The organism is Streptomyces sp. NPDC046335 (assembly GCF_055587985.1).
In genome coordinates, this window is sequence record NZ_JBVJFF010000015.1 from 1 (window position 1) to 15,242 (window position 15,242).

Annotated in this window: 1 protein-coding gene; it reads left to right on the plus strand. The window is 73.3% G+C overall.

Translation table 11 applies throughout. The annotated features are described in order from the left end of the window. Positions 1–15,237, plus strand: a 15,237-nt coding sequence (locus tag ACZ6JY_RS32360) for an SDR family NAD(P)-dependent oxidoreductase (RefSeq protein WP_469201626.1), incomplete at its 5' end; no start/stop codon positions are given. Positions 15,238–15,242: the final 5 nt, after the last annotated feature.

Here is a 15,242-nt window from a genome sequence, read left to right on the forward strand (position 1 = left end):
CTGGCGATGGACCCGCAGCAGCGGCTGCTCCTGGAGACCTCGTGGGAGGCCTTCGAGCGGGCCGGTGTCGACCCGGCGTCGCTGCGCGGCGAGCGCGTCGGCGTGTTCGTCGGATCGAACATGCAGGACTACGGTTGGGTCCTGAGCGCCGCAGCCGACGACATGGGCGGATACGTGGCGACCGGCAACGCCGCCAGCGTGGCGTCCGGCCGGCTGTCCTACACGTTCGGCCTTGAGGGCCCGGCGGTGACGGTGGACACGGCGTGTTCGTCGTCGCTGGTGGCCCTGCACCTGGCGATCCAGGCGTTGCAGAGGGGCGAGTGCGAGCTGGCGTTGGCCGGTGGTGTGACGGTGATGTCGACGCCCACCTCGTTCGTCGAGTTCAGCCGGCAGCGTGGCCTTGCCATGGACGGGCGGTGCAAGGCGTTCGCCGGCGCCGCTGACGGCACCGGCTGGGGCGAGGGTGTCGGCATGCTGTTCGTCGAGCGCCTTTCGGACGCTCAGCGCAACGGTCACCAGGTCCTTGCGGTGGTACGCGGTTCAGCGGTGAACCAGGACGGCGCGTCCAACGGCCTCACCGCCCCGAACGGCCCCGCGCAGCAGCGCGTGATCCGCCAGGCCCTGGCGAGCGCGGGCCTGACCCCGTCCGACGTGGACGTGGTCGAGGCGCACGGCACCGGCACGAAGCTGGGCGACCCGATCGAGGCCCAGGCCCTCCTTGCCACCTACGGCCAGGACCGCCCGGCCGACCGGCCGCTGTTGCTCGGCTCCATCAAGTCGAACCTCGGCCACACGCAGGCCGCCGCAGGTGTGGCGGGCGTCATTAAGATGGTCATGGCGATGCGGCACGGGGTGCTTCCCAAGACCCTGCACGTGGATGAGCCGTCGCCCCACGTCGACTGGTCGGCAGGCGCGGTGGAACTGCTCACCGACGCGCGTGAGTGGCCTGCCGCGGACCGCCCGTGGCGGGCGGGTGTGTCGTCGTTCGGATTCAGCGGCACGAATGCGCACACCATCATCGAGCAGGCACCTGCGGTTGAGCGGGAGGAAGTCCCGGAGCCGAGGGCACATGACGGCGGTCTGGTGCCGTGGGTGTTGTCGGCCGGGAGCGCTGAGGCGCTGCGGGAGCAGGCGGCACGACTTGAGTCGTTTGTGGATGAGGCGCCGGATCTGACCGTGGCGGACGTGGGCCGTGCGCTGGTGTCCTCACGGACGCTGCTTGAGCACCGTGCTGTGGTGGTTGGTGCCGACCGTTCGGAACTCCTTGCGGCTTTGGAGGCCGTGGCCGAGGGCCGGGCGAACGGCGCCGTGGTCACAGGGGCCGCTGATGAGCCTGGCCGGGTGGGTTTCCTGTTCTCGGGTCAGGGTTCGCAGCGGCTCGGTATGGGCCGTGAACTGGCGGACCAGTACCGGGTGTTCGCGGAGGCCCTGGACGCCGTACTCAACGAATGCGACCCACGGGTGCGTGAGGTGCTGTTCGGCGAGGATGCCGAGGCGCTGAACGAGACGGGGGTGACGCAGCCCGCGCTGTTCGCGGTGGAGGTGGCGCTGTTCCGTCTCCTTGAGTCGTGGGGTGTCCGCCCCGACATGCTGGCGGGTCACTCGATCGGTGAGCTGGCCGCAGCCCACGTGGCCGGTGTCTGGTCGCTGGCAGACGCGGTCAAGGTGGTGTCGGCGCGGGGTGCGCTGATGCAGGCGCTGCCGTCCGGCGGCGCGATGGTCGCGATCCAGGCTTCCGAGACCGAGATCGCGGCGGATCTGTCGGAGACGGTGGGCCTTGCCGCCGTCAACGGCCCGAACTCGGTAGTGGTCTCCGGTGTCGCCGCCGACGTCGAGAAGGTCTCGGAGCGGTGGCGTGACGCGGGCCGCAAGGTGTCCCGCCTGAAGGTCAGCCACGCGTTCCACTCGCCGCTGATGGAGCCGATGCTCGACGACTTCCGCCAGGTGCTCGAAGAGGTGTCGTACGAGGGGCCGTCGATCCCGATCGTGTCGACGCTGACCGGCGCCCGCGCGGGCGCCGACGAGCTCGCCTCGCCCGAGTACTGGGTGCGGCACGTCCGTGAGTCCGTTCGTTTCGCCGACGCCGTCGGCACACTCACGGATGAGGGCGTGGGCACGTTCGTCGAGGTCGGCCCGGGCGGCACGCTGTCCGCGCTGGGCCAGGAGACCGCGCCGGACGCCGTCTTCGTACCGGTGCTGCGGAACGGCCGCCCCGAGGCCCTGGCCGCGACGACCGCAGTGGGCCAACTGCACGTACATGGCGTACGGGTGGACTGGGGAGTGTTCTTCGCCGGTCGCGGCACACAGCACGTGGACCTGCCCACGTACGCCTTCCAGCGCGAGCGCTACTGGCCCGACGTGCTGCCGATCATCGGTAACGTCGCGGCGGCCGGGCTCGGTGCCGCCGAGCACCCGCTGCTCGGCGCGACCGTCACTCTCGGCGGCACGGACGGTGTGCTGCTGACCGGTCGGCTGTCGCTTCAGACCCACCCGTGGCTGGCCGATCACGAGATCATGGGTTCGGTGCTGCTGCCCGGTACGGCGTTCGTCGAGCTGGCGGTCCGCGCCGGTGACCAGGTCGGTTGTGACCTCGTCGAGGAGTTGACTCTTGAGGCGCCGCTCGTCCTGCCCGAGAGCGGTTCTGTGCGGGTCCAGGTGTGGGTCGGTGCGGAGGACGAGTCGGGGCGGCGTGAGCTGACGTTCCACTCCAGCGCCGGTGACACCGACGACGGCCGTGCGTGGACCCGTCACGCCACCGGTGTACTGGGCGCGGGCGGGCGCTCCGATGGGACTTCGCTGGTCGAGTGGCCGCCCGCCGACGCTGAGGCCGTCGATCTGTCCGGCTACTACGACCACATGGTCGCCGGCGGCTTCGGCTACGGCCCGGTGTTCCAGGGCCTGCGGTCGGCCTGGCGCAGTGGGAACGAGATGTTCGCCGAGGTCGCGCTGCCGGAAGGTACGAAGGCCGAGGGATTCGGTCTGCACCCGGCACTGTTGGACGCGACGCTCCAGGCCATCGGGCTGATGGGCGAGGCCGACGCCCCCGGCAAGCTGCCGTTCTCGTGGTCGGGTGTGCGGCTGCATGCCTCGGGCGCCACGGCGCTGCGGGTGCGGCTGACGCCCACCGGCGCCGACGGAGTGGCGCTGACGGTCGCCGACGGCTCCGGTGCTCCGGTGGCCACGATCGACTCGCTGGTGCTGCGCCCGGCAGTGCCGGTCCAGGGCGCTGGCGCAGGTGACGAGCGCGGTGACGCGCTGTTCGGCGTCGACTGGGTGCCGGTTTCCCTGCCCGGGGACGATGTCCCGACGGTCGAGTGGACTGACCTGGAGGCGCTGGCGGACTCCGCGGAGCTGCCCGACTTCGTAGTCCTGCCGTGCCCGATCGCCACCACCTCCGACCCGGTCGCCACCACGTCCGACCAGGTGACCGCCACGTCCGACCCGGTAGCCGGCGCGCACGCGGCGGCCCATTGGGCGCTGCACACGGTCCAAGCCTGGCTCGATGACGAGCGGTACGACGCGTCACGCCTGGTCATCGTCACCAGTGGCGCGATCGCCGCCACGGCCGATGACGACGTACGAGATGTCGCGCAGGCGGCGGTGTGGGGGCTGGTGCGCTCCGCCCAGTCGGAGAACCCCGGCCGGATCGTGCTGGTCGACCTCGACGAGGACACGGCATCGCTGGACGCGCTGCCGTCCGCGCTGGCCACAGGTGAGCCGCAGATGGCCGTGCGTTCGGGCGCCGTCAGTGCGCCCCGCCTGGCCAGGGCCCGGCAGTCCGTGACGGACGACCCCGGCTTCGGCGAAGGCACCGTACTGCTGACCGGCGCGACAGGCACGCTCGGCGGCCTTCTCGCCCGGCACCTGGTCGCCGAGCGAGGCGTACGGAACCTGCTGCTGGTGAGCAGGCGCGGCGCCGCAGCCGACGGCGCCGAGCAACTGCGCGCCGAACTCGTCCAGGCGGGCGCCAAGGTGACGTACGCGGCCTGTGACGTAGCCGACCGCGAAGCCCTCAAGGCTCTCCTTGCCGGGCACGACATTTCCGCAGTCGTCCACACCGCAGGCGTACTGGACGACGGCACGATCGGCTCGCTCACCCCGGAGCGGATCGACACCGTCTTCCGGCCCAAGGTCGACGCGGCCTGGCACCTGCACGAACTGACCCGCGACCTGGACCTGTCCGCGTTCGTCCTGTTCTCGTCCGCCGCCGGTGTGTTCGGCGGCGCCGGGCAGGGCAACTACGCGGCGGCCAACGCGTTCCTGGACGCCCTCGCCCAGCACCGCCACGCCGCCGGGCTGGCCGCCACCTCGCTCGCCTGGGGCCTGTGGGCCTCCGGCGGTGGCATGGCAGGCACGCTCGACGAGGCCGACGTGCGGCGTATCACCAGCGGCGGCGCGATCCCGATCGGCGCGGCCGAGGGCCTGGCGCTGTTCGACGCGGCGGCCGCCACCGGCCGCGCGCTCCTCGCGCCGGTCCCCCTGGACCTGTCGGTGCTGCAACGGCAGGCGCGTTCCCACCCCGTACCGCACCTCCTGCGCGGCCTGGTGCGCGGCACCGCGCGCAGGAGCGTCGATCCCGCCGCCGCCCGGACCGCGCTGGCGCAGTCACTGGCCGGCATGACCGAGGCCGAGCGGGAGAAGGCACTGCTCGACCTCGTCCGTACCACCGCCGCCGCGGTGCTCGGCCACAGCTCGGCGCACGCCGTCGCAGCCGACCGCGCGTTCCGCGAGCTGGGCTTCGACTCGCTCAGCTCCGTCGAGCTGCGCAACCACCTCAACGCGGCCACCGAACTGCGGCTGCCCGCCACGCTGGTCTTCGACCACCCGAACCCCGCCGCGCTCGCCGCGTTCATCGGCACCGAGCTCGCGGGCGCGCCCGTCGTCGCGGCGCCCACCCGCAAGACCGCCAAGGTGACCGACGAGCCGATCGCGATCGTCGGCATGAGCTGCCGCTACCCGGGCGGGGTGAACTCGCCCGAGGACCTGTGGCGGCTCGTCCTGAACGGTGACGACGCCATCAGCGAGTTCCCCGTCAACCGCGGCTGGGACCTGGACACGCTGTACGACCCGGACCCCGAGCACATGGGCACCTCGTACACCCGCGAGGGCGGCTTCCTGCACGACGCCGACCTGTTCGACCCGGCGTTCTTCGGGATCTCGCCCCGCGAGGCGCTGGCCATGGACCCGCAGCAGCGGCTGCTCCTCGAAACCTCCTGGGAGGCCTTCGAGCGGGCCGGGATCGCCCCGGAGACGGCGCGGGGCAGCGCGACCGGCGTGTTCGCCGGCGTGATGTACCACGACTACGTGGCGCGGCTGCGTTCCGTCTCGGAGGATGTCGAGGGCTACCTCGGCACCGGCGGGGCCGGCAGCGTCGCCTCGGGGCGCGTCGCCTACGCCCTGGGCCTTGAGGGACCCGCCGTCACCGTCGACACCGCGTGCTCCTCCTCGCTGGTGGCCCTGCACTGGGCGATCCAGGCGCTGCGCCAGGGTGAGTGCTCGATGGCGCTGGCCGGCGGTGTCGCCGTGATGGCGACCGCCAGCACGTTCGTCGACTTCAGCCGCCAGCGCGGACTCTCCGCCGACGGCCGGTGCAAGTCCTTCTCCGACGACGCCGACGGCACCGGCTGGGGCGAAGGCGTCGGCATGCTCCTGGTGGAGCGGCTCTCGGACGCCCGCCGCAACGGACACCCCGTCCTCGCCGTCATCCGTGGTTCCGCCGTGAACCAGGACGGCGCGTCCAACGGTCTCACCGCGCCCAACGGCCCCTCGCAGCAGCGCGTCATGCGTCAGGCCCTGGCGAGCGCGGGTCTGGCCCCGTCCGACGTGGACGCGGTCGAGGCACACGGCACCGGCACCACCCTCGGCGACCCGATCGAGGCACAGGCGCTCCTCGCCACCTACGGCCAGGACCGCCCCGTCGACCGGCCCCTGTGGCTGGGCTCGATCAAGTCGAACATCGGCCACACCCAGGCCGCCGCCGGCGTCGCCGGTGTGATCAAGATGGTCATGGCGATGCGGCACGGCGTGCTGCCGCAGTCCCTGCACGTCGGCGAGCCCTCGTCGAAGGTGGACTGGTCCGCCGGCGACGTCGCGCTGCTGACCCGGGCACAGCCGTGGCCCGAGACCGGTCACCTGCGGCGGGCCGCTGTGTCGTCGTTCGGGGTGAGCGGGACGAACGCGCACACCATCATCGAGCACGTGCCGAACGAGGAGTACCTCCCGGCCCCGGTCGACGGCGCCCTGCCGTGGGTGCTGTCCGCCCGGAGCGCGGAAGGGCTCCGGGAGCAGGCGATCCGGCTGCGGGATCATGTGACGGGCGAGCCGGAGGCCGGCGCGCTGGACATCGCGTACTCGCTGGCGACGACGCGATCGGCGTTCGACCACCGTGCTGTGGTCATGGGCGACGACCGCACGACACTGATCGACTCACTCTCCGCCCTGGCCGACGGCCGTCCGTTCCCCGGCCTGGCCGTCGGGTCCGTCGCCGTGGGCGGTGTGGGCTTCCTGTTCTCGGGACAGGGTTCGCAGCGGCTCGGCATGGGCCGCGAACTCGCCGACCGTTACGAGGTGTTCGCGGAGGCCCTGGACGCCGTACTCAACGAATGTGACCCACGGGTGCGTGAGGTGTTGTTCGGCGAGGACGCCGACGCGTTGAACGAGACGGGGGTGACGCAGCCCGCGCTGTTCGCGGTTGAGGTGGCGCTGTTTCGCCTCCTTGAGTCCTGGGGCATACAGCCGGACGTCCTGGCCGGGCACTCGATCGGTGAACTGGCCGCGGCCCACGTGGGCGGTGTGTGGTCACTGGCTGACGCGGTGAAGGTGGTGTCGGCGCGGGGCGCGCTGATGCAGGCGCTGCCCGCGGGTGGTGCGATGGTCGCCGTCCAGGCGTCCGAGGCCGAGATGGCCCCGGACCTGTCGGAGACGGTGGGCCTTGCCGCGGTCAACGGCCCCACCTCGGTGGTCGTCTCCGGTGTCGCGGAGGACGTAGACGCGGTCGCGGAGAAGTGGCGTGCGGCGGGCCGCAAGGTGTCTCGCCTGAAGGTCAGCCACGCGTTCCACTCGCCGCTGATGGAGCCGATGCTCGACGACTTCCGCCGGGTGCTCGAAGGTGTCTCCTACGGGGCGCCGTCGATCCCCATCGTGTCCACGCTGACCGGCGTCCGCGCGACCACGGATGAACTCGCCTCGCCCGAGTACTGGGTGCGGCACGTGCGCGAGTCCGTACGGTTCGCCGACGCCGTCGGCACACTCACGGATGAGGGCGTGGCCACGTTCGTCGAGGTCGGCCCGGGCGGCACGCTGTCCGCGCTGGGCCAGGAGTCCGCGCCGGACGCGGCCTTCGTGCCGGTGCTGCGCGGCGATCGGCCGGAAGCGGCGGCCGTGACGACCGCCGTGGGCCAACTGCATGTGTGCGGTGTGCGGGTGGACTGGGAGGCCTTCTTCGCGGGTCGTGGCGCACACCGCGTCGACCTGCCCACGTACGCGTTCCAGCAGCAGCGCTACTGGCTGGACACCGGGGTGGCGGCGGGCGACCTGGACGCCGCGGGGCTCGGCTCGGCCGGCCACCCGCTGCTCGGCGCGATCGTCGACACGGCCGACTCGGACGGTCAGCTCTTCACCGGCAGGCTGTCGGTGGCGGCCCACCCGTGGCTGGCCGACCATGTGATCCAGGGCTCGATCCTGCTGCCCGGCACGGCGTTCCTGGAGCTGGCGGTGCGCGCGGGCGACCAGGTCGGCTGCGACCTGGTGGAGGAGCTGACGCTCGAGGCACCGCTGGTGGTGCCCGAGCGCGGCGGCGTACGGGTGCAGGTGCAGGTGGGCGTGGCCGACGAGTCCGGTCGGCGTTCGGTGACGGTGTACGCGCGGGACGACGACGGTGACCTGTGGGTGCGGCATGCGAGCGGTGTGCTCGTGGGCAGCGCCGAGGCGCCGTCGGCCGATGTCGGTGCCTGGCCGCCGGCCGGGGCGCGGGCCGTGGACCTGGACGGGCTGTACGACCGGATGGCCGACGGCGGATTCGGCTACGGGCCGGTGTTCCAGGGCCTGCGGGCCGCGTGGCGCAAGGGCGAGGAAGTCTTCGCCGAGGTCGCGCTGCCGGACGGTGCGGGCGTGGACGGCTTCGCCCTGCACCCGGCGCTGCTGGACGCCTCCCTGCACGCCATCGGGCTGATGGGCGAGGCCGGAGGGCCCGGCATGCTGCCGTTCTCGTGGTCGGGTGTGCGGCTGCACGCCTCGGGCGCGACGGTGCTGCGGGTGCGCCTGACGCCCGCCGGATCGGACGGCGTGTCGTTGGCGGTCGCTGACGGCTCCGGTGCTCCGGTGGCCACGATCGACTCGCTGGTGCTGCGCCCCGTGACGGCGACGACACTGTCGCGGCCGGGCCGGGAGTCCCTGTTCCGCCTGGACTGGGTGCCTGCCCCCGTATCGGCGGGGAGTGCCGGTTCGGTGGCGGAGTTCGCGGACCTGGCCGCGGTGCGATCCGCGCTCGACGCGGGGGAGGCGCTGCCGGAGAACGTCGTGGTGCGGTGCGCCCCGTCCGACGACGTGGACGCCGTACGCGGCCGGACGCTGAGCGCCCTGGAGCTGGTGCGGGGCTGGCTGAGCGATGACCGGTGCGGGGCGTCGCGGCTGGTGCTCGTGACGTCGGGAGCCGTCGCCGTGGACTCCGAGGACGACGTGGCGGACCTGGCGTCGGCCGCGGTGTGGGGTCTGGTGCGGTCCGCCCAGTTGGAGGACCCCGACCGCTTCGTCCTCGTGGACGCCGACGACGAGGACGGCTGGCGGCCGGCGCTCGCGACCGGGGAGACCCAGGCCGCCGTGCGCGACGGGCGGGTGTACGTGGCCCGCCTGGTGAGGGTGCGACCGGAGGCGACCGACACCGGCCCGGCGTTCGGACCGGACAGCTCGGTCCTGGTGACCGGCGCTTCGGGCGCGCTGGGCGGCCTCATCGCCCGGCACCTCGCCGGCACCCACGGCGTCCAGCGGCTGATCCTGGCCAGCAGGCGCGGGGCGACGGCGGAAGGCGCCGGGGAACTCCGTGCCGAACTGGCCGAGCGGGGCGCCGACGTGACGTTCGCGGCATGTGACGTCGCGGACCGGGACGCGCTGGCCGCGCTCCTCGCCGAGCACCCCGTGACCGCCGTCGTGCACACCGCCGGCGTGCTGGACGACGCAACGATCGGCTCACTCACCCCCGAACAGGTCGACACCGTGTTCCGGCCCAAGGTCGACGCGGCGCGGCACCTGCACGAGCTGACAGCCGGCCTGGATCTGTCGGCGTTCGTGCTGTTCTCCTCGGTGGCGGGCACCCTGGGCGCCACCGGGCAGGGCAACTACGCGGCGGCCAACGCCTTCCTCGACGGCCTCGCCCGGCGCAGGCGCGCCCAGGGCCTGCCCGCGACATCGCTGGCCTGGGGCCTGTGGGCCGACGGCATGGGCGCCAAGGTGGCGCAGTCCGCCTCGACCGGCCTGTCAGCGGAGGAGGGCGTCGCGCTGTTCGACGCCGCGGCCTCCGGGGCCGACCCGGTCGTCGTACCGATGCGGCTCGACCTGCGCGCCGTACGGGAACTCCCCGTCATCCCCCCGGTGCTCAGCGGCCTCGTACGGACCGCGACACGCAGGACGGCGGAGAGCGGCGGCGACCCCGCGGCGGCACTCCGCGAGCGGCTGGCACCGCTGGCCGGGGACGAACGCGAGCGGGTGCTCCTCGACCTCGTGCGCACCCAGGCCTCCACGGTGCTCGGCCATGCCGGGCCCGAGGCGGTCGCGCTCGGCCAGGCCTTCACCGAGCTGGGCTTCGACTCGCTGACCGCCGTCGACCTGCGCAACCGCCTCAACCAGGCCACGGGACTGCGCCTGCCCGCCACGCTGGTCTTCGACTACCCGACGCCCACGGCGCTCGCCGAGTTCATCGGCACGGAGTTCGCGGACGCGCCCGTCGTCGCGGCGCCCGCCGCCACGGTCGTGGCCGCGACCGACGAGCCGATCGCGATCGTCGGCATGAGCTGCCGCTACCCCGGTGGCGTCCGCTCGCCGGAGGACCTGTGGCGACTGGTCTTCGAGGGAGCCGACGGCATCACGCCGTTCCCGACCGAACGCGGCTGGGACGTGGAGGCGCTCTACGACCCCTCGGGCGAACGGGACGGCAGCTCCTACACCCGCGAGGGCGGCTTCCTCCACGACGCCGACCTGTTCGACCCGGCGTTCTTCGGCATCTCGCCCCGCGAGGCGCTCGCCATGGACCCGCAGCAGCGGCTGCTCCTCGAAACCTCATGGGAGGCCTTCGAGCGGGCAGGCATCGACCCCAAGTCGCTGCGGGGCAGCGCGACCGGCGTGTTCGCCGGCGTGATGTACCACGACTACGCCTCCCAGCTGTACGGCGTGTCCAAGAGCACCGAGGGCTTCCTCGGCACGGGCAACGCGGGCAGCGTGGCATCCGGCCGCGTGTCCTACACCTTCGGCCTCGAAGGCCCCGCGATGACCGTGGACACGGCCTGCTCGTCCTCGCTCGTCGCACTGCACCTCGCGGCGCAGGCACTGCGGTCGGGGGAGTGCTCGCTCGCGCTCGCGGGCGGCGCCACCGTCATGGCGACACCCGGCGCGTTCGTCGACTTCAGCCGCCAGCAGGGCCTGTCGCCCGACGGCCGGTGCAAGTCCTTCTCCGCCGACGCCGACGGCACCGGCTGGGGCGAGGGCGTCGGCATGCTCGTGCTGGAACGCCTCTCGGACGCCCGACGCAACGGCCACCCCGTCCTCGCGGTGGTCCGGGGCTCCGCGGTGAACCAGGACGGCGCGTCCAACGGCCTCACCGCCCCCAACGGGCCCTCGCAGCAGCGGGTCATCCGCCAGGCGCTGGCCAGTGCGGGCCTGAACCCGTCCGACGTGGACGCGGTCGAGGCGCACGGCACCGGCACCACCCTCGGCGACCCGATCGAAGCACAGGCGCTCCTCGCCACCTACGGGCGGGAACGCGCGGGAGAGCCGCTGTGGCTGGGCTCGCTGAAGTCCAACATCGGCCACACCCAGGCCGCCGCAGGCGTGGGCGGCGTCATCAAGACGGTGATGTCACTGCGGCACGGTGTACTGCCCAAGACGCTGCACGTCGGTGAGCGCTCGCCGCACATCGACTGGTCGGCGGGCGCCGTGGAACTCCTGACCGAGGCACAGCCGTGGCCCCGGGCGGAGAGGCCCCGAAGGGCCGGTGTCTCCTCCTTCGGCTTCAGCGGCACCAACGCGCACGTCATCATCGAGTCACCGGAGGTCGAGCCCGTCGCGTCCGCGGAGGACGCCGACGTGCCGCGTACTCCCGCGGCGCCGGCCGGTCCGTGGCTGCTGTCCGGCCGCACCGAGAGCGCCCTGCGCGACCAGGCGGCGAGGCTGCGCGACCACCTGGCCGAGCGGCCCGGCCTCGACCCCGCGGACGTCGCCGGCGCGCTGGCGACCTCACGGGCCGCGTTCGAGCACCGGCTCGCCGTCGTCGGAAAGGACCTCGACGACCTGCTGGCCGGGCTCACCGACGCCGCCGAGGGACGACCCGGCAACGGAGTCGTGCTGGGTGTCACCGACGAACACCGAGTCGGTTTCCTGTTCTCGGGCCAGGGTTCGCAGCGCCTCGGGATGGGCCGCGAACTGGTTGACCGTTACGAGGTGTTCGCGGACGCCATCAACGCCGTACTGGATGAGTGTGACCCGCGGGTGCGTGAGGTGCTGTTCGGTGAGGACGCCGACGCCCTGAACGAGACCGGGGTGACGCAGCCCGCGCTGTTCGCGGTCGAGGTGGCGCTCTTCCGCCTCTTCGAGTCGTGGGGTGTGCGCCCGGATGTTCTGGCCGGGCACTCGATCGGTGAACTGGCGGCGGCCCATGTGGCCGGTGTCTGGTCACTGGCTGACGCGGTGAAGGTGGTGTCGGCGCGGGGCGCGCTGATGCAGGCGCTGCCGGTGGGTGGTGCGATGGTGGCGATCCAGGCGTCCGAGGCCGAAGTGGCCTCCGACCTGTCGGAAACGGTGGGCCTCGCCGCGGTCAACGGCCCGGACTCGGTGGTCGTCTCCGGTGTCGCCGCCGACGTCGAGAAGGTCGCGGAGCGGTGGCGCGAGGCGGGCCGCAAGGTGTCGCGTCTGAAGGTCAGCCACGCGTTCCACTCGCCGCTGATGGAGCCGATGCTCGACGACTTCCGCCGGGTGCTTGAGGGCGTGTCCTACGAGGCGCCCACGGTCCCGATCGTGTCGACGCTGACGGGCAGGCCGGCCGACGCCCAGGAGCTGGGTTCGCCGGAGTACTGGGTGCGGCACGTACGCGAGTCCGTGCGCTTCGCCGACGCCGTGACCGACATGGGCGCGGACGTCGTCGTCGAGATCGGACCCGGCGGCGTGCTGTCGGCGCTCGGGCAGGAATCCCTGCCCGACGCGGCCTTCATACCGGTCCTGCGCGGTGACCGGGCGGAGGACGGCGCCGTCATGACGGCACTCGCCGAACTGCACGTGCGCGGCGTACGCGTCGACTGGGCCGCCTGCTTCCCGGGCACCGGACGCGGCGTCGAGCTGCCGACGTACGCGTTCCAGTACCAGCGGTTCTGGCCGGACACGAGCGTGCGGCCCGTCACCGACGCGACCGGGCTCGGGCTCGGATCCGCCGATCACCCGCTGCTCGGCACGGCGGTCGCGCTCGCGGACGAGGACACCGTCCTGTTCACGGGAAGGCTGTCGCTGCGGACGCACCCCTGGCTGGCCGAACACGAGATCATGGGTTCGGTGCTGCTGCCCGGCACGGCGTTCGTCGAGCTGGCGGTGCGCGCCGGTGACCAGGTCGGCTGCGCCTCGGTGGAGGAGCTGACCCTGGAGACACCGCTGGTGCTTCCCGAGCACGGCGGTGTGCAGGTCCAGGTACGCGTCGGAGCGCCGGACGAGTCCGGCCGCCGCCCGATCGCGGTCCACGCGCGGGACGAGAGCGGCGACCTGCCGTGGTCCCGGCACGCCGGCGGTGTCCTCGCCGAGACCGGCGGCGCTCCCGCCGACCTCGGCGCGTGGCCCCCGGCGGGCGCGGAACCCGTGGAACTGGACGGCTTCTACGAGGGCATGGCCGACGGCGGCTTCGCCTACGGTCCGCTGTTCCAGGGCCTGCGCTCGGTGTGGCGCGATGGCGACGAGGTGTTCGCCGAGGTCGCGCTGGAGGAGGACACCGCGGTCACCGGGTTCGGTGTGCACCCGGCCCTCCTTGACGCGGTGCTGCACGCGGTGGCGTTCGGTGTGCTGCCCCCGGCCGAGCACGGACGGCTGCCGTTCGCGTGGACGGGGGTCCGCCTGCACGCCGAGGGCGCGACGACGCTGCGGGTGCGGCTGAGCGCGGTCGGGCCGGACGCGGTGGCCCTGGCCGTCGCCGACGGCTCCGGCGCCCCGGTCGTGAGCGTCGACTCGCTGGTGCTGCGCGCGGTGTCGCCGGACTCGCTCCGGACGGCACGCGGGCACGAGTCGCTGTTCCGCCTGGACTGGGTGCCCGCCCCCGTACCGGCCGGAAGTGCCGGCTCGGTGGCGGAGTTCGCCGACTGGGCCGCGGTGAAGGCGGCCCTTGAGGCCGGGGAGCCGCTGCCGGAGAACGTCGTGGTGCGGTGCGCGCCGCCCGCCGACGTGGACGCCGGCGCGGTGCACCGGCAGGCGCACACCGCGCTGGAACTGGTGCGCGGCTGGCTGGCCGACGACCGCTGCGAGGCGTCGCGACTGGTCCTCGTGACCAGTGGCGCCGTGGCCGTGGGCGCCGATGACGACGTGGCGGACCTGGCGTCGGCCGCGGTGTGGGGTCTGCTGCGGACGGCGCGGGCGGAGAACCCCGACCGCTTCGTCCTGGTGGACGTCGACGACGAGGACGGCTGGAAGCCGGCCGTGGTGGGCGCGGAACCCGAGCTGGCCGTACGCGGCGGTGAAGCGTTCGTGCCGAGGCTCGTACGGGCCCGCACCATGGCGCCGGAGGGGCAAGGCTTCGGCGCCGGTCCGGTCCTGGTGACCGGTGCGAGCGGCATGCTCGGCGGCCTTGTGGCGCGGCACCTGGTCGCGGCACACGGCGTGCGGCGGCTGGTCCTCGCCAGCAGGCGCGGCCACGTCGGCGCACTGCACGAGGAGTTGACCGGTCTCGGCGCGGAGGTCGCGACCGTGGCCTGTGACGTGGCGGACCGGGACGCGGTGGCGGCGCTGCTCGCCGAACACCCCGTGACGGCCGTCGTGCACGTGGCGGGCGTCCTGGACGACGGTGTGATCGCGTCGCAGACGCCGGAGAGCATCGACACGGTGTTCCGGCCGAAGGTCGACGCGGCGTGGAACCTGCACGAACTGACCCGCGACCTCGACCTGTCGGCGTTCGTGCTGTTCTCCTCGGTGGCGGGCACCCTGGGCAACGCCGGCCAGGCCAACTACTCCGCAGCCAACGCCTTCCTGGACGCGCTCGCCCAGCACCGGCGAGCGCGGGGCCTGCCCGCGACGTCGCTCGCGTGGGGCTTGTGGGCCGGAGAGGACGGCATGGGCGCCAGGATGGCCGGGTCCGGAGCCGCGGGCCTGTCCGCCGAGGAGGGCATGGAGCTCTTCGACGCGGCGGCACTCGGGGACGACCCGGTCGTCGTACCGATGCGGCTCGACCTGCGGGCCGTACGGGAACTCCCGGCCGTGCCGCCGGTGTTCGGCGCCCTGGTGCGCACGACGGCCCGCCGGGCGGCCGACAGCGGGGCCGACCCCGCCACCGCGCTGCGGGACCGGCTCGCGGCGCTGCCGCCGACCGAGCGGACGTCCGCGCTGGTCGACGTGGTGTGCACGCACGTCGCGGCCGTACTGGCGCTGCCCGGCGCCGCGGCGGTCGACGAACGGCGCGCCTTCACCGAGCTCGGCTTCGACTCGCTGACCGCGGTCGAGCTGCGCAACCGCCTCGGCGCCGCCACCGGGCTCCGGCTGCCCGCCACCGCGATCTTCGACTACCCGACCCCGCTCGACCTGGTCGGCCACATCGCGGACACGCTCGTCGTCGACGAGCCCGGCGGGGTGGCGCCGCTGCTGGCGGAGCTGAGCCGCATCGAGGCCGAGCTCGCCTCGGTCAAGCCGGGCGACGACGAGGACGACCGGGTCGGCGCCCGCCTGTCGGCGCTCCTCGCCGTGTGGCGCGACAGCCGCGCCGACGCCGCCGCGCAGGCCTCCGACGATCTCGACGCCGCCACGGACGACGAGGTCTTCGACCTGCTCGGCAAGGAGTTCGGCATCTCCTGACCCGC